17 protein-coding genes and 2 pseudogenes are annotated in these 20,023 nt (G+C 39.7%); 14 read left to right on the top strand and 5 right to left on the bottom strand.

The genetic code is table 11. The features are described from left to right. The first annotated feature begins 19 nt into the window (after positions 1 to 19). From P4S59_RS04805 to P4S59_RS04790, 4 genes are read left to right on the top strand one after another with little or no spacing between them, the layout of a single operon-like run. Positions 20 to 1,207 carry a beta-ketoacyl-[acyl-carrier-protein] synthase family protein gene (locus P4S59_RS04805; protein WP_282150385.1) on the top strand — a complete coding sequence of 396 codons (1,188 nt, stop codon included), beginning with the start codon at positions 20 to 22 and terminating at the stop codon, positions 1,205 to 1,207. Continuing rightward, positions 1,200 to 1,664 carry a hotdog family protein gene (locus tag P4S59_RS04800; RefSeq protein ID WP_048626141.1) on the top strand — a complete coding sequence of 155 codons (465 nt, stop codon included), beginning with the start codon at positions 1,200 to 1,202 and terminating at the stop codon, positions 1,662 to 1,664. Before P4S59_RS04805 ends, P4S59_RS04800 begins: the two co-directional genes overlap by 8 nt. After that, entirely contained in the window at positions 1,661 to 2,386 is a 726-nt protein-coding gene (fabG, locus tag P4S59_RS04795; RefSeq protein ID WP_258669279.1) for a 3-oxoacyl-ACP reductase FabG, read from the top strand. The genes P4S59_RS04800 and fabG overlap by 4 nt, the downstream gene beginning before the upstream one ends. Next, positions 2,383 to 3,606: a beta-ketoacyl-ACP synthase gene (locus P4S59_RS04790; protein ID WP_258624908.1), complete on the top strand. Its 1,224-nt coding sequence runs from the start codon at positions 2,383 to 2,385 to the stop codon at positions 3,604 to 3,606. Before fabG ends, P4S59_RS04790 begins: the two co-directional genes overlap by 4 nt. Before the next feature lie 94 nt (positions 3,607 to 3,700). Here the strand turns inward: P4S59_RS04790 and P4S59_RS04785 are convergent, their stop codons facing one another. Then, positions 3,701 to 5,395: a class I SAM-dependent methyltransferase gene (locus P4S59_RS04785; protein ID WP_282150386.1), complete on the bottom strand. Its 1,695-nt coding sequence runs from the start codon at positions 5,393 to 5,395 to the stop codon at positions 3,701 to 3,703. 439 nt (positions 5,396 to 5,834) lie between these two features. On the opposite strand from P4S59_RS04785, the pseudogene P4S59_RS04780 reads away from it, so the two are divergent. Beyond that, positions 5,835 to 6,487 (top strand): annotated as a pseudogene (locus tag P4S59_RS04780) (transposase). A 214-nt stretch (positions 6,488 to 6,701) separates the two neighbouring features. Here P4S59_RS04780 and P4S59_RS04775 read toward each other — a convergent pair. From P4S59_RS04775 to P4S59_RS04760, 4 genes are all read right to left on the bottom strand, one after another. Beyond that, on the bottom strand, positions 6,702 to 7,895 hold the full coding sequence (locus P4S59_RS04775) for a hypothetical protein (RefSeq protein ID WP_267409230.1): 1,194 nt from the start codon (positions 7,893 to 7,895) through the stop codon (positions 6,702 to 6,704). After that, positions 7,892 to 9,523 carry an AAA family ATPase gene (locus P4S59_RS04770; protein ID WP_337168636.1) on the bottom strand — a complete coding sequence of 544 codons (1,632 nt, stop codon included), beginning with the start codon at positions 9,521 to 9,523 and terminating at the stop codon, positions 7,892 to 7,894. The genes P4S59_RS04775 and P4S59_RS04770 overlap by 4 nt, the downstream gene beginning before the upstream one ends. Positions 9,524 to 10,040: 517 nt before the next feature. After that, on the bottom strand, positions 10,041 to 12,368 hold the full coding sequence (locus P4S59_RS04765; protein ID WP_337168032.1) for a nucleoid-associated protein: 2,328 nt from the start codon (positions 12,366 to 12,368) through the stop codon (positions 10,041 to 10,043). 275 nt (positions 12,369 to 12,643) lie between these two features. Next, positions 12,644 to 12,853, bottom strand: a complete 210-nt coding sequence (locus P4S59_RS04760; protein WP_069216269.1) for a helix-turn-helix domain-containing protein — start codon at positions 12,851 to 12,853, stop codon at positions 12,644 to 12,646. A 106-nt stretch (positions 12,854 to 12,959) separates the two neighbouring features. Between P4S59_RS04760 and P4S59_RS04755 the strand changes: the two genes are divergently transcribed. The 9 genes and pseudogenes from P4S59_RS04755 (at position 12,960) to P4S59_RS04715 (ending at position 19,720) form a co-directional block, all read left to right on the top strand. Beyond that, the gene (locus tag P4S59_RS04755) at positions 12,960 to 13,499 is read left to right on the top strand and encodes a hypothetical protein (protein ID WP_140263763.1); all 540 of its coding nucleotides are present in this window, start codon (positions 12,960 to 12,962) and stop codon (positions 13,497 to 13,499) included. Between the two features lies 1 nt (position 13,500). Continuing rightward, positions 13,501 to 14,808, top strand: a complete 1,308-nt coding sequence (locus tag P4S59_RS04750) for a HipA domain-containing protein (RefSeq protein WP_257980128.1) — start codon at positions 13,501 to 13,503, stop codon at positions 14,806 to 14,808. 60 nt (positions 14,809 to 14,868) lie between these two features. Next, on the top strand, positions 14,869 to 15,066 hold the full coding sequence (locus P4S59_RS04745) for a hypothetical protein (RefSeq protein ID WP_140263765.1): 198 nt from the start codon (positions 14,869 to 14,871) through the stop codon (positions 15,064 to 15,066). Between the two features lie 2 nt (positions 15,067 to 15,068). After that, the gene (locus tag P4S59_RS04740) at positions 15,069 to 15,266 is read left to right on the top strand and encodes a hypothetical protein (RefSeq protein ID WP_140263766.1); all 198 of its coding nucleotides are present in this window, start codon (positions 15,069 to 15,071) and stop codon (positions 15,264 to 15,266) included. A gap of 13 nt (positions 15,267 to 15,279) precedes the next feature. Next, positions 15,280 to 15,639, top strand: a complete 360-nt coding sequence (locus P4S59_RS04735; RefSeq protein WP_337168031.1) for an HVO_A0114 family putative DNA-binding protein — start codon at positions 15,280 to 15,282, stop codon at positions 15,637 to 15,639. Positions 15,640 to 15,762: 123 nt separating this feature from the next. Further along, positions 15,763 to 15,867: pseudogene (locus tag P4S59_RS04730) on the top strand (helix-turn-helix domain-containing protein); the annotation flags it as partial. A 252-nt stretch (positions 15,868 to 16,119) separates the two neighbouring features. Then, positions 16,120 to 17,958 carry an ATP-binding protein gene (locus P4S59_RS04725; protein ID WP_337168635.1) on the top strand — a complete coding sequence of 613 codons (1,839 nt, stop codon included), beginning with the start codon at positions 16,120 to 16,122 and terminating at the stop codon, positions 17,956 to 17,958. A gap of 270 nt (positions 17,959 to 18,228) precedes the next feature. After that, complete coding sequence (locus tag P4S59_RS04720) at positions 18,229 to 19,251, top strand: hypothetical protein (RefSeq protein WP_140263769.1); 1,023 nt, start codon at positions 18,229 to 18,231, stop codon at positions 19,249 to 19,251. A gap of 4 nt (positions 19,252 to 19,255) precedes the next feature. Beyond that, positions 19,256 to 19,720 (top strand): hypothetical protein, encoded by a 465-nt coding sequence (locus P4S59_RS04715; RefSeq protein ID WP_000185534.1) that lies wholly within the window; start codon positions 19,256 to 19,258, stop codon positions 19,718 to 19,720. Positions 19,721 to 20,023: the final 303 nt, after the last annotated feature.

Raw genomic sequence — 20,023 nt, 5'->3', positions numbered from 1 at the left:
AACAATTTAGAATAACAATATGCCTATTCGCTCTTCTCAACCTTTGTATATTCAGGCCTGTGGTTTCCACTCTGCCATGGGGCAAGATGACGCCATCATCCACCAGTGTTTATCGGGAGCGAAACCATCCAACATGGTGGTTGACCAAGACATTTTGAATTCAGGCCGACAAACAGTAATCGGTCGAATCGCACAGACGTTACCGCAATTACCACCCGCACTCAGCCAGTTTGATACGAGAAACAACCGCCTCGCACTTTCGGCTTTACAGCAAATCGAAGGCGACGTGCGTGACGCCATTGCTAAATATGGCCGTGACCGTATCGCAGTCGTGATCGGCACCAGCACATCTGGCATTTCAGATGGCGAAATCGCATTTGGCGAAAAGCTGGCAAACGGTAATTTTCCTGCCGACTACCATTACACCAAACAAGAGCTTGGTAACTGCAGCGATTTTATTGCCGCCTACTTTGATTTGAGCGGCCCACATTACTCAGTTTCAACCGCCTGTTCTTCTAGTGGCCGTGTCTTTTTAACCGCGCAGCGCCTGATTCGCTCTGGCATTGTTGATGCGGTTATTGTGGGTGGTGTAGATACCATTTGTCGCCTCACACTAAACGGCTTTAACGGTTTAGAAGCTCTATCCGATACTCTTTGCAAACCATTTGACCAACATCGTAACGGCATCAATATCGGCGAAGCCGCAGCATTAATGTTGCTAAGCAAAACACCTGCGCCCGTTGCTCTTCTCGGAGCTGGCGACAGCTCAGACGCACACCATATTTCCGCACCACATCCAGAAGGGTTAGGCGCAGAAGAAGCGATGAAAAAAGCGTTGGCCAATGCAGGACTTACAGCGCAAGACATTGGTTACATCAACGCACATGGCACAGCAACGCCGTTAAACGATGCGATGGAAAGCAAAGCCATTCATCGCTGCTTTGGTGACTCCGTTCCCGTAAGCTCGACAAAGCCACTTACCGGACACACATTAGGCGCTGCAAGTGCAACGGAAGCCGCGATCGCTTGGCATATTCTCAAGTACAACCTTGACTTGCCAATGCAACACTGCGAAACCAAAGCAGACGATATCCATATATCGTTAGTTGAGACGCCAACCAAACTGGGTAACAAAGCGATTCTCAGCAACTCTTTTGCTTTTGGTGGCAACAATATTAGTCTTATTTTTGGTTACGCTCATGACTAAACTTCCTCCCATCGAACAACTTTTGCCACACGACAAACCAATGATTTTGGTCGATCGTGCCTTGGATGTTCAACAAGATACGATTCACTGCCAGGTTGATATCGCAGAACACAACCCGTTCTTCGACTTGACCTCTCAAACTGTGCCAGCTTACGTTGGCATTGAGTTTATGGCGCAATCTGTCGCGGCGTGGTCTGGTTACCACGCATTAATGAAAGAACAAGCGCCACCGATTGGCTTTTTGCTTGGTAGCCGTCGATACACGTCTGAATGCGATACGTTTTCTCGCGGACAGGTGCTCGATGTGTATGCTGAAAAAGTTATGGAAGATAACGGTATGGCGGTTTTTTCAGCCCGTATTGAGCTACAAGGAACTGTTGTAGCGACTTGCCAATTGAACGTTTACGTTCCATCAGAAGAAAAATTACAAGAAATGAAAATCAGGAGTCAACAATGACCCGACAAGTCCTCGTTACAGGTGCCAGCAAAGGCATCGGTAAAGCCATTGCCGTTCAGTTAGCCAAAGATGGTTTCCAAATCATTGTCCATTACATGGGCGATCAACAAGGCGCGCAAGACACCCTAGACACCATCGAACAGCATGGTGGTAACGGTCGTCTTATCCAATTCGACATCAGTGACCGTGCAGATTGTCGTGAGAAGCTAGAAGCCGATATCGCCAAACACGGCGCTTACTATGGCGTCGTGAACAATGCTGGCATCACAAAAGATACCGCTTTCCCTGCGATGACCGAAGAAGAATGGGATGGTGTGATTCATACCAACCTAGATAGCTTCTACAACGTTCTTCACCCTTGTGTTATGCCTATGGTGCAAAAGCGCAAAGGCGGCCGAATTGTTACCCTTGCATCAGTCTCTGGCCTGATGGGTAACCGTGGTCAAACCAACTACAGCGCAGCAAAAGCGGGCGTAATTGGTGCAACAAAATCACTCGCACTTGAACTGGCAAAACGCAAAATCACCGTCAACTGCGTTGCTCCAGGGCTTATCGACACAGGCATGGTAGACGAACACGTGAAAGAACACGCGATGCCGCAAATTCCTTTGCGCCGCATGGGAGAGCCACAAGAAGTTGCTGGTTTAGTCAGTTACCTTATGTCTGACATCGCAGGCTATGTAACTCGCCAAGTCATTTCGGTAAACGGAGGCCTAGTATGAGCCGTCGAGTTGTTGTAACCGGAATGTCGGGTGTGACTGCGTTTGGTAACGATTGGCAATCTGTCGAGCCAAAACTGCGTGACTGCCAGAACGCGACGCAATACATGCCTTCTTACGAACAGTATGATGGTTTGAACACCAAGCTCGCGGCACCAATTTTAGATTTTGAACTGCCAAAGCACTACAAGCGTAAACAAGTACGTGGCATGGGGCGTGTTTCCAAATTAGCGACCGTCGCAACAGAAAACGCACTAAGCCAAGCAGGTTTGATTGGTAACGACGTACTCACTAATGGCCAAACGGGTATCGCATACGGCTCATCAACAGGCAGTACTGACGCAATCGGCGCATTTGGTGTCATGCTGAATGAGAAAACCACTAAAGCGATCACCGCAACGACTTACGTGCAGATGATGCCACATACCACGGCGGTGAACGTTGGTCTATTTTTCGGTTTGAAAGGCCGAGTGATCCCAACCAGCAGTGCATGTACCTCCGGCAGCCAAGCAATCGGCTACGCCTACGAAGCGATCAAACACGGCTACCAAACGGTCATGGTTGCTGGTGGCGCTGAAGAATTGTGTCCAACGGAATCCGCTGTCTTCGATACCCTTTTTGCCACCAGTCTGAAGAATGAAGACCCGAAAAGCACACCAAGACCTTATGACTCCGATCGCGATGGTTTGGTGATTGGTGAAGGTGCGGGAACACTGGTTCTGGAAGAGTACGAACACGCCGTCGCTCGTGGCGCGAAAATCTATGCAGAAATCATCGGTTTTGCCAGCAACTGTGATGCCGCACACGTCACTCAACCACAGATGGAAACCATGCAAATCTGTATGGAAATGGCTTTGAAAAACGCGAGCATTCCTGCTGAGAAGATCGACTATGTATCTGCTCACGGCACTGCCACCGACCGCGGCGATATTGCGGAAAGCAACGCAACAGCGAATGCTCTGGGCAAAGTGCCAATCAGTTCACTCAAGAGCTACTTTGGCCACACACTAGGCGCCTGTGGCGCAATTGAAGCGTGGCTAGGTTTAGAAATGATGCACACAGGTTGGTTCAACCCAACGCTCAACCTAGAAAACCTCGACGAGCAATGTGGCGATTTAGACTACATTGCCGGACAAGGCCGAGAGCTGGACGTGAAATATTTGATGAGTAACAACTTCGCCTTTGGCGGCATCAACACCTCCATCATCTTTAAAAAGGTGTAATGCCCTTAGTAAATACAAAAGCGCTGGTTAACCAGCGCTTTTTTGTTGGTTGCCTATCAGGTTCATATATCACGCAGTAACGGCAAACAAGACATTACCATTCCGCGATACAAAGGCGACTTTTAACACCACGAATTTGTAAACCCATCGCTTCAAAGACATGCTCAAAATCTTGGCAAGATGCAGGTACATTAGGCAACGACAATGAAGCCTCAGTGAAAAATGTCCGACTCAAAGTATCCGTCTCTCCCCACGCTAACTGCCACCAATCCAAAATTCGCGACTTGGATGCGTTTAATCGATAGCTAGCAGGAATACGATCACGTTTGTTTAGGTTTTCAACCTTAGATGTTGGTAGTAAGTTCCACTTATCATTGTTGGGCCAATAAGCAAAAGGCAAACAGTGATCAACGTGATACTCATTTCGTAATTTGCTTCCACTCCATACACTGACAATGTCGTAATGGCTGAGCTTCAACTGTTCAATTCTCTTTCGCACGACTCGCGTATCATGGTCTTTATCAATCCAGACCAAACAATCGTGATACGTTTGCAGTGGAATACTCCGCTCTTGATTAGACCGAAATCGTTGCATTTCCATAATCCACTGGTTGACTACCAGCGGCTCAATCCAAGAGTTATACAATCGAAAACAATCCCAAAGGCTTTCATCCAACACAAACAGCCCATAGCTTTCGAGGAACTCACTATCCACAACAATTGAGCCTTTATTAGGCTTTTTAGCTGAACGAATCATTTCAAAGTAAGGGTTTGATTTATCACCTTGATAGGTAAAGGTGACGGGGCCATCTTTTATGGTTTTTAAGCTGTCTTTTATTGCTTTATCAAGCGCCACTGCGTCTTCGCCAAAAAATGTCGTGCCTATAGCAAGATCATCAGGACTTAAATGGGAAAGTCTGCCCCAACCATCGGGCTTTATAAAACCTAGCCCTTTAGACGAGTTCGAGCTTTGCTGGATGTTCTCTTTATCGATTAAACGCTTAAATTGACGAATCCAATATAAGCCAACTAATCCTAATGGGATGGCAACTTTACCTTCGCTGCGATCAACCACTGCACCAGAATGAGCGTCTGCAATACGTAGTAAAGTACGTAGTAGTGCGAGTTTATAGGTAGCCGATTTGGAATCATTGACGATAATGTGGCGAACCTTATTCAGATCACCGGAACCATCATCAGGCAAAGACATCACTACCGTTTGCCAAGATACACCCGTTCGCTTTAACTGATCATCATCGAGAGATACGTTTCTCACCATTAACGCGCTATTCTTTGCAAACTTTTCGAGCTCTTCAACCGATACCGGATAAGCTTTACGACCGTCAGAAAAGTCACCGTGACGGAGGCTAATCACCAATCGACCATTAGGCGCTAACAAATTTGCAAGTTTGCGAAATGCACGTTCACGGTGCGTAGGCGCAAGATGCATCCATACCGCACTGACAAGAATTAAATCGAAGCGAAAGCCAAGATTAATGGTTTTCTCAAGCTTGGGTAATGCATCTTCAAGCCAAGTAACGGAATCGCCACAGTAAGACTTACCAAGCCTTAGAAGTGCTTGAGCAGGCTCAATCGCAACAACTTCACACCCATGTTCAGCCATCCATTTCGCGTCTCGACCAGAGCCCGCGCCAACATCTAACACGCGATCTCCAGCCTGGGGCCAGAAAACTCTCCAACTCGCGTGGACATCCTCAAACTGGAGCGATGTGTATTGCTTCGCGAAAGAGTTGGCGTGTTGGTCATAAAAATTAGAAGTGGCAGGCATAAAGACTAACGAAAGATAATTAATATGCGTCCATATTAATTGCTAGAAATTGCAATGGCTAGAATGCCATTCAAAAGTTGTAGATAGAGTGGTAATTACAGCCAAAAACCTAAAAACGACAAAGCCCCGACAACTCAAAGAGTTATCGGGGCTTTTGAATAAATGGCACGCCCTATTGGATTCGAACCATTATATAAGGTTATTTTTATCAAACAAGTGTGTGTGTGTGCATTTGAAATTTAACAATCCTTTATGTATAAAGCCTTATCACCCTACAATTCAACATTGTTAGAGAACAAATTATCAATGCACCATTGGTGCAATTGATGTTTTATTATTGCACTCTTGCTAAATTTGGTGGGCTTTGCTACGTAATTCGATGAGGATATATCAGGAAGTTACGATCTGCTCGGCTACATCAGTTAATAATTATAGTCTTATTCCGAAACCTGGTTACAAAACAACTAATGGCAAGCAGCACAACAAAGTCCTAATCAATTGCGGTTCACTCACTTTCTGGATTGATGAAGCAGCTATAAACGAATGGGAATAAAGCAAACAAAACAAGCGCGTTAGGCCTCAGATTCAGCGACCTAGCCATTACTATCACACTGATGGTAAAACGTGTTTTCTCCATGCCATTGCGAGCGTTTCAAGGTTTTCTAGACTCAATGTTTAAGACGGTTAACATACCGCTTGTTTATCCTCATAACATCTGTATAAGCCGTCAAGCTAAGGAAGTTGATGTTTCAATTAATCCTAAAACCAGAGGCACGATACGGCATCTGGCTATTGATGCTACAGGTCTCAAGGTTCATGGCGAAGGTGAATCGAAGGTCATACTGACGGGAAGTGTAGAATCTAGCAGAAGTACTTCCCAACTTACTTAAGCGGGCACATCTTAAAATCATTGAGATATCAGGCAATAGCGCTTATGACACAAGAAATAGCCATGTATCGAGTGAAGCAGTTGCGGGGCGGAAACTAAACCTGAGAAACTACAATACTCAGGTTAGTGAGACCTACGCCATGATTAAAGCGCTGAACAAGCTTACAGGACTTGGTATGCCTGAAACCCAGTATATTGCATGAACATTACTCATGTTCAAGTGATTTGGTATCTTGCCCAAATTACGTAACAAGACCACTAACAATCATTGAGTTATCGCGCTTTTACCCGAAAGTGTTCGCTTAGATACTTGAGTGAAAAAGCAACCTTGTAAATAAGCCAACCCTAATGTAAGCACCAACATCAACAACGAAAGATCACAAGCACTCACGTATTACTGCGCTAGATTTCTAAAAGTTACTGCTCAAAAGAACATAAATATGTACCAAATAAGTCGTTAATTGCATCGACCTTAAATTGCTGAGCACTTACTTTTGTTGCAGGAGCATCAAGTCTAATCGTATGTCTCCAAGTTACAGCTGTGAAATCTATAGCGGATAAATCATCTCCATTTGATTTATGAAATTCAGAGATATGATGAAGACATGAATACCAATACCTTAATTCTTCACTCCCTTCGTAAAGAGCTTGAATCTTAAACAGTGAAATATTGTTATCTTTAAAATTATGCTGTGGAGCTACGCCCACTTTTAGTGTTTCTTGGACGTCACTACCATCTAGGAATGAAAATGTGAAGAATGTATTATTTTGTAGACTATCCAAGGATGGGTGCATATAACCAATCATTGGAGTATTTCTTTTATGTCTTTGGTTACATACTAACCCTGCGGGAATTAAATTAAATAGCGAAAGAGCTAAAAATGGAAAGCGACTCTTTGGATAGAAGTGATCTAATTCAGGACGAACTTGAATTTGTTCATTATTATAAGTTTGAATGTTCTCTAAACCACAGTAAGCACATATAGATGTGTCTGCATTACATGCAAGATCATACCCATACTTTTTTGCCATGATGTTATAATCAAACACTGTTTCGAGGGAATTTACCCATAGAGGAAACATATCAATATACTTTCTTGTAAGAATAGAGTTTCCTCTTTTTGCATTCTCTAAACGGCATAAAACTTTCTTTTTATTATAACGGCTAATCGTACTTTGTCTCAAATCATTAATATGACTTTGCGTTACAACTAAGTCGTACTCTTTAGTTAGTTTTTCCAGTTCCAGAATTGTATTATCGACAATCGAATCAAAATGTGATTTCTGTTCTTCATCTTGTAACGACAACTCCATACAGTTTCTAGGAATGGATACTTTATTAAGTAAGTATGAGTAATGATATCGTTCCGCCAAAACAGGAAATAGTTTGAAGAATGTTTCTATTATTTTCTCTAAATCTTCAGCAGGACAAAAGAGTATTTCCCTAATACTACATTTGTTAAACAACGCATTAAAATAAAATAATGAATTTTCATTATCAGGTAATGACATTCTAATTTCATCGATCTTATCAGAAATTATTTCATTATAACAATATTCAAAGTATTCTTCTTTGAATTTGTCACTAAATTTAAGGTTCAATTTAATCATAACGCAAGCAAGTACTGTCTAATATGTTTATCTGATATTTGTTCAATTAGCTTCTTATCAAATTCGGTTAGCTCTCCTCCCTTAGCGTGTTCAAGAATAAGATCAATATAAGCTTTAGAATGTTCACCAAAAACTGCCCTTAAATGCATTCCTGTCAAGTATAGATCTGAAATACTAGTCCCAAAACCCAATGATGGTTTAATAACGATATTTTCATTATCATACTCATCAATTTCTTTATAAAGCGATACGATATCTTTAGGAAGAAAGTCACCTGTAATGATAGGAGAGTGGGTAGTTAAAATAACTTGAGGTGATGCTATATTATTTATTTGCTGGCAATGTGAAATGAGCACAAGGTATTTATAGATAAACTCACGTTGCCACTCAGGGTGTAGATATAAATCCACTTCATCAATAATTATAATATTATTTTCATTGTATGAACTCAAATCATTAAAATAGTGAAATGTTTCTGAAAAAATATGTGAAAAAGCCAGTTCACCTGTACTTATCCCTCGCCACCCCATTCTAACATTGCTAGATAAATCAGTTGGTAAATCATCTAATATGTTTGATATATCATTAATTAGATTATAGTCATCTAACTCAAAGGTATTTTGTTTAAATTCAGAATATTCTAAACCATGATCTACCATCAAACCAGATAATACAGTTAATTTTTCAATTATTAATTCCAACTTTTTCCTTAAATTTTTAAAATCTATAATATTATATAATTCATCCATCTCTCTTGGGGGATTTATTTTTTGATTGATAATTATTTCCGACCAATTTTCTCTGAAATCAAGTGAACGAACTGTTTCTCTCAAAATGTTATGATAAGCCATATCATTTTCTTCTTTTATTATTAGAAAAATCCTAATAAAATAATATAATATTACGTCTTGGTTTTCTGGTCTTTCATCAGCACTCTTTGAAAGATGGCTTAATATAGATAATGCATTAAATCCGATAAGGTTATTGAACGGAGTGCTGTCTTTGAATAGTTGTCTGACATTTACATTTCGTAGCCACTCTTTTGAAACATCTATACCACTTTCCCTCTCAGATAAAAAATAATTAACTCGGTTAAATATCCTAACTGGAGATTGACCTATTTTAAGCTCGAAGTATATTTTTTCTTGGAATGGTTCATACTCATAATATTTTTTAAAGTAAGTTAAAAGTTTAGAAAAATACTCTCTTATTTTGCTTTGATTTTTTATATAACTTTTTAAAGACAAGTTTATAATATGTGGATTAGTTCTATTTCCTTTAAGAGTTAACCCTGCTTGCTCAGAAGGGATATTATTGATATTTACCAAATTTATTTTATTTTTCTTTATAAAGTAAGCACTATTAGATATATGCTCATAACTAACTGGAATATCATTGTTGGAACTTATTATTTCGACTGATTCAATCTCGCATCTATTTATATTACAAATGTAAAATCTATATTTAGACTCACAATAAAATACAATTATTCCGTTTGAATCGCTTGGTAATATCAATGTTTCTAAAAAGTCTAGAATCGTAGTTTTCCCCGTTCCATTCTTCCCAATAATGGCAGATATATCGATATTTCTATAATAATCAGATAGATCTAGCTCACTTTTTTTAATATTAATTTTTTATTGTTATATGAGCACTCAAAGTTACCATTGATAGGTATGTTTAGAGCCTTAATGGCTTTGTGTTCCTCAATATAAATATGTGCAATTTTCAAATGAAAAACCTTATTTTATTTTTAAGTTAGATAACAGACTACTTTTTACAATAAATTATTTTTCAAGGTGTTAGTACTTTTAGTTTATATAATACATTATTTTACTCTTAAATCGATCATCTTCGGTCTTCACTAGGGCAACTCTTTCATTTTACTAACCTAGATTTCCCCATTACTTTTTCGAATTCAAATCATAATAGCTAAAGTAAAGTCTCTAGTTCACCTTTGTGCAAAAGTTTATCTGAGTGGATGTCGAGTTTAGGTGTACGAACAAGTTACATTATATAATTAAAACTGATATATGATGTTTGAGTCAGTTTTAACTAAGCTTGGTTGTATTCCAATGGCTGATCAGATAAAAGTCGACAAATTTAGATAATTTCCTGCCCTTAGTATCGGAATAAGACTGTATGTTACTTATGAATAACAGCTAAGATGATTTCCCACCCCTTCGTTGAATTTTCTAATATCCAAGCGAAAATGCGTTCCAGAGTAGAACTCAGAGATATATCTAAATGCGTATAAACAATAAGCACTAGACCGACTATCAGAATCAAGAAAAAATTCAATTGGAACCTTTGTGTACGACACCTTTTATCTAAGTCTGCAAACTCCAGTACTATTTTTGCATGGTGCTCTGGATACTCTTTCTTGAGGCGGTTGATTTGTCCTTTGTACTCTGTCTCTATAGACTTCAATGAATGCTTCTGGTTTTGTATTAGTAACCACATCATCAACCCGTAAACTAGTGCTGATGCAAATAAAAGCATATTAGTGGCTTCAGTAACATGCCCCGTCTTTGATGTTGATAAGCGAAGTGCAACAAATGCTAGTGATACTGGAATACCTAATGCTTTCGTCTGAATAGAGCTAAATGTTTCATTGATTTTCAACATGTATTCTCTTTTCTTTTCCTGATATTCTAAACGGACATCATCAAAAGAAAATTCGCTCACATATAGATCATAGTTTTCAATAACCTGAGCAGAGAATTCCCCAAAGTGAGTAAGGAGGTATTTAAAGCGTCTGTCTTTTTGCACAGATTTAAGAAAGTCATACAATGCTGTTTTAAAGATGCTTATTCTTTGATCTTTGTGCGACTCATCTTTTATCCATTTGCTTATATGCGTTATGCCGTCTAGACCAGACTGAATATCCTCTAACTTGTAATTACAAGGAATCTCCAACCGATTTTTATGCAACATTATTGCGTTTGGAACGTTACTTCCATTAACAGTTTCAGTATGGTCGGCGTGATCAAGTAAAATTTTGATTAACGCAACCGTATTTACATAGTGCTTCAAGTCACCAGTTAGACTTTTGGTTTCACCAGTGAATTTTGACTTATCGCTAATAATATAAAATGAATCAGGAACTATATGTTTGTTTTTACTTTTCTTAAAAAACTGATTCCAGTTTGAGTAAATTTCTACTCCATCTTGGTGTAAGTTGACCAATGAAATAGAAACCCGATACTCACGATCAATAACAGTGTCTTCAGCCTCTGGTGAGCAATCGCTTGCCAAGTCTTCAATAGTTAAAAGAAGCCCTTCATCTTCCCATGAAGATAGTTGCGCCTTAATTTCATTTGTCATTTTTATTTGACACATGTAATCGTCTTCGTTATTGGAAACGAGTTTAAACGTGTCAATAAAAGATGATACTTGATTAAGAAGCTCTACCTTAGTCATCTTTAATTTTTTTCCGTCTAGCTGATCTTTCAGCGTTTTAGGTATTTCAGTAATGGTCAACACTCCCCCATTCTCGGGATTATATACGACAGAATTTCCTAACAGCTTTGCGTCAAAGCTTAGTGAGATATGCTTGTTTCTTCCTGAGTATTTTTTTAGTCGTCTTAGAGCATTGGGATCAGTAGCGAGTTCGTTATTGAGATTATGAGGCTCACCTTGTGAAATACGCAATAATTGTCCTTTTTTCTCTTCGTCCACATCTTCGGTCAAAAATGTCGCGTCCAGGACAGTAGAAAGAGTATCTAAGTGTATTGTTTGCTTTTCTTCCTTTCTCCACTCAACAATCTGGTCATGAACCTTGTTTTTCACCATTTCTGTTTTCGCTTCATCGAAGAGATGATGACGGCAATACTCTTCGATACATTTTACAAGAGCCTTAGTGTCCGCAGCGGCCTGAGTGAACTCTTTACAACCAATGAACTTGGCGAAGTAATCCGTAACCTTTTTAGCTTCTTTACCAATCTTAAATGAGATGTAGCGGTTAGATTGCTCATCTGCATTTCTCCATTTAGTCAAATTAATTCGGGCTGCCATATGGAGCTTATCAAGGTCAACACTATCGAATTGCTCTAGTTCTAATTTGTCAATACGCATTACCATTTTTTCGCGTAGTAAAACCACGCTCAAAAAGTGCTCACCAGCATGCGTATAATGGTTAAACCAAAGATGCCCTCCTTTTGCTGATGGTGCGGACATTAGTTGTTTTTGCAGATAAGTAGCTGCTGACTTTGTAAAACCAACAAAATTATCAAATCCTTCGTTGTAGTATTTTTCCAATAAAAACTCAAAATGAGTTAACTGCTCATCCTCTTCTGGTTTTTCAAAGTGACCAGTATTTAATCCAGTAGAATTAAATTTCTCATTGATCCCCTTGCTGAGTTGAAGCGCCGATTCATTTACTTCATTCTCTTTTTTGCGATCATCTAGCTCAACTTTGGTACTTTTTTCCTCTTTGATGAGGTTGTGCAAAATGACATTTTCAATTTCCATAGCGCTCACTTAGTTGTTATTTACATCATTATCAATAAGTTAAATCAAACTACAGTAACAATTTACAACTACTGGGTTACTTTGTCCTTAGTAAGCATCTACTTTTCTACATTTAGATTGATGCATTTATAAACAATATATAAAAAAGGTAGAACTAGGTTAGGGAATCGAAGAAAAGTTACCAACTAGAAGAGTTCAACGAAGTGTTCATAAGCAGAGCTAGTGGCAAAGATAGTTTTTCATTTCCAGTAAAAATGAATCTAAGGGGTTAAACATTAAGGTAAAAGCTCCTTGACATCACATCCCAAAGTCTCAGCAATCTGATACAACTTCTCAACCGTGATATTGACTTCACCGCGCTCAATGCGTCCAACATAACTTCTATCTATCTCTGCGAACAACGCGAGTTTATCTTGAGTTAACCCTTTAGATTTCCTCATTTTTGCAATGCGTTTGCCCACAAGTGCCGCAAGCTTCTTGTTCATGTTTTTTATTTATGGAATTAATTTGTTGAACAATTGCACAGTTGCGGCATACAACTCCACGGACTATAATCCTCAAAACCATCAATAAAGGCCATTTTTTGAACATATGAAGGTAAAGATCAGAAAAGAGTTATTTCTAGCCATTTATTACAATGAACATTTCTCTGTTAATGACTTAAAGTCCTTTCCAATAGACTGTGATGAGAAGGAATACTTATCGGATGAATACGTCGAAAAAAAATTGAAGGAAATGTCGCTTATCGGCGCAGTGCTTTCGTGCGGTTTCGACAAGCATGGTGATGAAAAGTTTTCCAAAGGTTTTATGTTTAACCATACCGACTGGGAGGTTGTTGATTACGACAATTACAGTGAGGATTCTAATTATCTTGCTCTCAAGAAAGAAAGTCTCTTGACGATTTTGCAAGATAAACAGTCAGAGCTGTCAGAGTCCTATTCTCTTCATAAAAGGGCATGGAAGCATTTCAATCGGTTGTGTGCGCAATACTCCGAGCTTAGGCCATGCATAGAGCAATACATCTCAGAGCATGACAATCGTAGATTGGATATCAAAGCCGAAATGCTAGCAGTAGAAAATGCAATTAACTTCTACAAAAACACAGCCCAACTAGAAGAAAGTGGGAGCTAATTTGCACAATCCTATACTTTACGCACATGCCACAAATAACAACATGCTCGTGGGGCAGTTTGTCCAACAGTCGAAGACCTACGGGTCATTTTCATACTCTGATGAGTGGTTAGCATATGATTCAGCTTTCCCGATCTCGTTAAGCCTGCCGCTCGTAAAGGGAGAATGCTCATCACTTAATGCACTGAATTTTATTCACAACCTGCTTCCTGACTTGAAAGAAGAACGATTAAGTCTTGCTTACTCGATGGGGGTACAGTCCAACGATGCATTCACCTTACTCTCCAAAATTGGTCACGATTGCACGGGCGGCATTTCATTTACTGGGAGTAGGCAGGCACCAAACATAGGATGGGAATATCGAGAGATCTCGGCAAGTGAATTAAATGAACTCGTTACTCAGCGTAAGTCATTTCTTCCTTTTTTTGGGGAATATCGACCTTGTATTTCAGGCACTCAGCGAAAAACAACGCTAGCTAGGTTGAACGGTAAATGGTACGTACCTCAAGAAAAATCACTAAGTAGCCACATTATCAAATACCCAATGGATGCAATTGCGCAAAGCAACTCCGTACTAGATATGAGCAGCAGTGTTGAGAATGAATTCATCTGTACTCAAATAGCGAAGGAACTTAATTTTAAAGTACCCGATATGGAAATAATAACGACTGAATCAGGAGCTAAAGCCCTTGCAGTAAAACGGTTCGACCGATGTTTTGGTGATGGAGTTGTGACTCGTAGACACCAAGAAGACTTCTGCCAGATTTTCGGTGTACCTGAACATCAAAAATATCAATCGGAGAACAACCTAAGTGTCTCCAAAATTGTTGATGTTTTAAGTCTCTCTACGGAAAGCAAGGCGAACAATCATGACTTTTTTAAGTTTATGGTTTTACAGTACTTTCTTGGTGCCACTGACGGTCATCTCAAGAACTTTTCCGTGCATATTGCTCCTAGCGGACACTATCAACTTACACCGTTCTACGATTTGCTATCAGCTTACCCCGCTATCGGTAATAGAGGCTTAAATAAGCGAAAGCTAAAGCTAGCAATGGGACTGAAAGCATCCAAAGGATATAAATACCATATCAGCAAAATTTTCTTACGACACATAGAGCAGACTGCTAGTCAGTTTGGTATCAGCAAGGTGGACTGCTATGAAATCGTCTCAGATTTTCTCTCTCAATTTAATAACGCACTGAGTTCTATAGACAAACGATTTCCTGAAAAGGAGTTCACGTTAGTAAAGGACGCCATATATCAACATGCCACTGAAATCGTGGGAAAGTTAAACAGAACAATCAAGTAAACATCTTGGGTAATAATTTTTGCCCTTTTTGTACACATACTCGTTAGCTGTGAGGGAAAGATGACTGAAACCACGACCAATGGAAGTAACACGACTCTTGATTTGAAGCAGTCTTTCGCTCTGTTAAGTGTCGATAAAAATGGAATCGTAACGATGAAATTTGGTGATGAAGTAACGGTTTTAATGAACGACAAATGCCCAGCAATCGCAACAGATTTGTTAAAAGTGATCGCGTCAATAAAAAACGGGAGTAGCTAGCAATGGAACGTGAGGAATATAAAAGTAGTGAGCTGTCAGAACCTTCTTGTGAGAACCAGGGCATTGCTCAATTTTTAGACTTGCTCGAAAAAGACATCGAGCAGCATACAGATAACTTAGTTGTTCCTTCTCATGAAATGAAAGATCAATTGGAGGAGGTCGTTGAATACTATGCAGTCGATTTAGATGGCGACTATTAGGAGTGAGGATGGTATGAAAGCAACAATCGGCATTCTATCAGAAGAGCTTGCTCGTAAGCGCATGATTCGCATCGCTGAAGGAAAAATGACGCCTGAAGAACCATACCCTAAATTTTTGTTTGAATCACTGGCTGTGCTTTCACAACTGTTGTCTAACGAAAATGTTGAACTGCTGAATTTGATTGCTCGCGAAAAACCAAACAATCTTGATGAACTTGCTGAAATGAGTGGGCGCAGTATCAAGGATATTACTGATACTTTCGAAGCTCTTTCATCTAAAGGTTTTGCTTGTATAGAAACGAAGGGAGGTCAATCTCAACCAATTGAGTTGTTTACAACGTTCGAGATCGTTATGGACAGCTCTCTGTTCTAAACTTTAGAACATTAGATGTATTAGTTCCGACTAGATCTGACACTTCAATTTGAAAAGAAGAGAGTTACCTACTTTGATTAAAGGTGCTTAATCCGTAATCAAAGACAATAAGAAGTAACTCTCATGCGTCATACTAGCAATCCAATAATCAAACACAAAGCTGGCCTTCTCAATCTTGCAGAAGAACTCGGCAACGTATCAAAAGCCTGTAAGGTCATGGATGTCTCTACTGTAGGTCGCCTATACCCACAGTAATTTATTACTTATTAAATTAGTAAAGTCACTGACTCACTTTTGTCCATGTTCGTTTCAGCCCGAACTGGCTGAAACATTTTTGCCCCATTCTGAGCTAGGACTGCTCTGCACCTCATTTCTATATGAGATTCTTTGACCTATTCTTTCTTATGCCACAAAGTGTCTATGGCTTTGGTGGCAATCCATTTCTCATTGGCTTAAGGAGTACGGGGTGAAGATTACAAAATTGACGTTGAAAAATTTTCGTGGTTACAGGGATGTGTCTGTCGATTTGATGAAAATTTTAATGTGATAATTGGTAAAAATGACATTGGTAAATCTACGATTCTCGAAGCATTAGAGATATTTTTCAATAATGATACAGTGAAAATAGATATTAACGACCACAACGTTCATGCGGCTGATCAAGACTTCATGTCAATTCAAGTCTCCTTCAAGCCTGAAGATAAGGAATACACGATAGATACCGTACCAACAGACCTGAAAAAGGAGTATCTTCTAGATAGTGACAACAACCTATCTATAAAGAAAGTATGGGATTGTTCAAAAGATAAACTAACGGCATCATCCCTAAAAACGTATCTAGTTGCCAACTACCCAACAGCATTTGACTCACCTCTGATAACCCAGAAAATTGCAGATTTAAAGAAACTTCTAGATGACTATAAAGACCAGCTTGATGTCAACGAAGTCAAGAAGCATAAAAGCTCTTCCATCCGTCAAGCAATATACGGTGTTGAAAATCTGAATGATTTTTCTGTTATAGAAATCCCAATTGATAAAGAGGATGGGAAGAAAATTTGGGAGTCATTAAAGTTAGACTTGCCGCTGTTCTTTATTTTTCAATCTGACCGTGCAAACAAAGACTCAGATAAAGAAGTTCAAGATCCTCTTAAAGCAATCACAAAAACAGCCATTAGCCAATTAGAGGCTGAGCTTGAGGATGTAAAAGAGCAAATTAGAATCAAAGCTGAACAATTAGGACACAATACACTAGCAAAGCTCAAGGAAATGAGTCCAGAGATTGCCGATGTTCTTTCTCCTGAGATGACCCACAAACCTTGGGAGTCATTATTTTCGTTCTCATTCAACTGTGACGATGGCATTCCGATCAATAAAAGAGGGAGTGGTGTAAGGCGGTTAATTTTGCTTAATTACTTCCGTGCGGAAGCTGAGCGTAAGAACTCAGAAGAGCGTAACGTTATCTACGCAATTGAAGAACCCGAAACATCACAGCACCCAACATGGCAGGTTGAACTTTTTAATGCTCTTGTAGATCTATCGGAAAATTCTAATACTCAAGTGCTGATTACTACGCATAGCCCGTCGCTGGCGGGGCTGGTGAATACAGATAAAATCCGATTTATTGATCGAGTAGATGGCTCTACTATCGTTCGTAAAGGGAGTCAAGAAAACTTGGAGGCTATTGCAAATACGTTAGGTATGTTACCTGACGTATCGCTCTCAATAGATAACTTAGGTGTGCAAACGATCCTTTGTCTGGAAGGGCCAACTGATGTTGAGTTCTTTAGTCATATGGGCAAACTATTCGATCTAGACTTGAAAAATGATGACCGCATATTAACGATATTCTTAGGCGGTGGCACTTTAATGCATTGGGTTAATAACAACTACTTAGCTAAATTGAATAAGCCCGAAGTTCATATATATGATAATGATGTATCTAAGTACCAGCTTGCTGTCGATCAAGTTAACCAGAGAGAAGGCTCTTGGGCTACATTAACCAATATGCTAGAGGTAGAAAATTATATTCATCCTCGCTTGTTTAAAGAAGTTTACCCTATTGACGATGACTTCATTGACTTAGTGGATGGTTGGGAAAATGAATGGAAACATAAGAATATTCCAAAGGATTTATCGATATTTTTGAAGGAGCTAAAGGCTGCGGGCAATAATGAAATAGCTGGTGAAGGCGCAGGATCGATAAAAAGGATTCTATCCGAAAAAGCAGCTCCGCTTGTCACTGTCGAGGATCTCAGACAGCTTGGAGCTTACGAAGAGGTCTGTGGTTGGTTTGATAGGATAAAAGAGAACCTCCAATAGATACTAGCGTTAAAGCTTCAAGATACTTTTTCTTACCCTAAATAAATACGTTAGTTCATTTGCACTAACGTATTTCTGCCCCATTATCATGTAGAGCCGAAAGTCACTCACATATTGTTAACGTAATTATCCAATACCTGATCTTATGCAGGACTGGATGACATGCCTGTCATAAAATGAAATGAAACTTAGCTAATATCATTCAATCTCATATTACTATGAGGTACATTAATCTAGACACTTGTATACACTGCACAAAAGGAAACACCGATGAAGCTTCGTTATTTTGGCTACTATTTGCGTGAGTTTGATTCTCAAGAAGCCTTTCTCTACAACATCAAACCGATTATTGACGCATTTGTTAGCTCAAATAACATTGAACTAAAAAACAGCTTCAAACGTGGTGATGAAAAGCTGTACTTAACCAAGATCGCAGCTCAAAAGAACCTGTACTACTTTGTGCGTACTAGCGATGATGACATCATCAAGCGAGTGAACGAGCAAGATATTACCGTTAGTGAGATCTCAGAGAATCTTGCCGCTAATGAAAAGGTCGCTTTTGCTTCATACGTGTATATCTGCACTGAACGACAGGTGATTGCTTGTGCTAGTGGGATGAGTTGCCCAAGGTTTGATGATTTAGCAGACTACATTAATGAGATGTTCAAGAAGGTTGGTCTAAATAACTATGAAGTGACTTTGGGCGCACTAACTACGATTAGTAGCAAAAAAGACCTACTGGAAATGGAAGTAGTGAATAGCATCTATATTGATGTTGCTGCGGATAGAGACATTAGCAAATACCTATGTAAGAAACTGACTGGTTCAGAATCAGCAGGCTTGGGGAACTTGCGCATTACTATTGAACCGTCTGGTTCTAACATGCGCGACGTATTCCGCCATATTGTTCACAGACACGACACAACAGGTAAGAGTAACAACACTGACGGCATAGTGCAGATTGGGGCAAAAGCCAAGCATGATGAGTTTAAAGGGCAACTGATGGATCACTGGTTAGATAATGAAAATAACCTCACAGACTCCCTAAACCCGAAAGCGAAGCGTAGAAAGCTACCTGACCAGATTTGTGAAAAGTTCGATGAAAACATGCAGCTATTGCCTTTGTTTAATGCCTATGTATCAAACAATCGCCTCAAAGAGAAAAGCGTTCCTTTACTTGAACAATATAAAAAGGTAAAACCGTTCGCCGCAAAAGTTAGTAAAGTTGATACCTCAAAAGAAGCTGACAACGATGATAACGTGGTTCCTCTAGAGGAAACAGAAAAGGCTTAATGTCATGACCAATACAGAGATTGCAAGCGTTAAGAAGCTGATATGGCTAACACCGTTAATTGGTGTAGCTATTGGTTTCGCATACCTTGGAATCAAGCATTATGCTGACTGGTCAGTCGGCTTTAAAGAAGTAAGGACCCTAGCAACAGTCGTTGCTGGTTTCAGTTTTACAATGATGGGGTTTCTTGCTGCGATAGCCGCATTCTTGTTCTCGCTTCAGAAATATCGCTTTTTCAAACGTTGGATTCAGGACGGTTATTCGGAGATATTCTTTACTTTGTTCAAAGTAACATTTGCTTGTTTGTTTGTTACTTTCGGGTGTAGCCTGTTTGTTTTTACGTCCCAAGCTGTAGGATTCGCCTTCAAGCTTATGATGATGTCAGTTATTAACAATATCTTGCAGCTGGGCGTTGTTACTTTGGTGATTATGGACAAAGTAGCGAAAGCCAGAGAAAGTGAATCATCATAAAGAAAAGGTCGGTTTACACCAGATTTGACCGTAGCTCCATTTGAGCATCAAACCCACCTACTTTACCTTACCCAAACTCAAGTAATCCGAAGCAAACGGCTTTGAGGCAAAGCTCTAAACGGCTTTTGTCCAGATTTGAGCTAGCTAAAGTAAATGCTCATATACATATCACTGGCATACGTTTGCTCCACCAAAAGTTATCCGAGTGCTGCACACATTGCAGTCTAACTTCTTAATATGGCTACTAACCTATTGTTCATAAATTGAAGTGATATAAAGGGGCTGTATGTGGGGATTAAAGCA

This window comes from Vibrio sp. M60_M70 (genome assembly GCF_037162085.1).
GTDB classification, from domain to species: Bacteria; Pseudomonadota; Gammaproteobacteria; order Enterobacterales; family Vibrionaceae; genus Vibrio; species Vibrio diabolicus.
The sequence above is the reverse complement of the archived record's forward strand: the minus strand, read 5'-3'. Positions and strand labels throughout refer to the sequence as shown.

Coding starts and splice junctions, on each gene's coding strand:
- P4S59_RS04805 (WP_282150385.1), top strand. CDS start 20: ATGCCTATTCGCTCTTCTCAACCTTTGTATATTCAGGCCTGTGGTTTC.
- P4S59_RS04800 (WP_048626141.1), top strand. CDS start 1,200: ATGACTAAACTTCCTCCCATCGAACAACTTTTGCCACACGACAAACCA.
- fabG (WP_258669279.1), top strand. CDS start 1,661: ATGACCCGACAAGTCCTCGTTACAGGTGCCAGCAAAGGCATCGGTAAA.
- P4S59_RS04790 (WP_258624908.1), top strand. CDS start 2,383: ATGAGCCGTCGAGTTGTTGTAACCGGAATGTCGGGTGTGACTGCGTTT.
- P4S59_RS04785 (WP_282150386.1), bottom strand. CDS start 5,395: ATGCCTGCCACTTCTAATTTTTATGACCAACACGCCAACTCTTTCGCG.
- P4S59_RS04775 (WP_267409230.1), bottom strand. CDS start 7,895: ATGATTAAATTGAACCTTAAATTTAGTGACAAATTCAAAGAAGAATAC.
- P4S59_RS04765 (WP_337168032.1), bottom strand. CDS start 12,368: ATGGAAATTGAAAATGTCATTTTGCACAACCTCATCAAAGAGGAAAAA.
- P4S59_RS04760 (WP_069216269.1), bottom strand. CDS start 12,853: ATGAACAAGAAGCTTGCGGCACTTGTGGGCAAACGCATTGCAAAAATG.
- P4S59_RS04755 (WP_140263763.1), top strand. CDS start 12,960: ATGAAGGTAAAGATCAGAAAAGAGTTATTTCTAGCCATTTATTACAAT.
- P4S59_RS04745 (WP_140263765.1), top strand. CDS start 14,869: ATGACTGAAACCACGACCAATGGAAGTAACACGACTCTTGATTTGAAG.
- P4S59_RS04740 (WP_140263766.1), top strand. CDS start 15,069: ATGGAACGTGAGGAATATAAAAGTAGTGAGCTGTCAGAACCTTCTTGT.
- P4S59_RS04735 (WP_337168031.1), top strand. CDS start 15,280: ATGAAAGCAACAATCGGCATTCTATCAGAAGAGCTTGCTCGTAAGCGC.
- P4S59_RS04720 (WP_140263769.1), top strand. CDS start 18,229: ATGAAGCTTCGTTATTTTGGCTACTATTTGCGTGAGTTTGATTCTCAA.
- P4S59_RS04715 (WP_000185534.1), top strand. CDS start 19,256: ATGACCAATACAGAGATTGCAAGCGTTAAGAAGCTGATATGGCTAACA.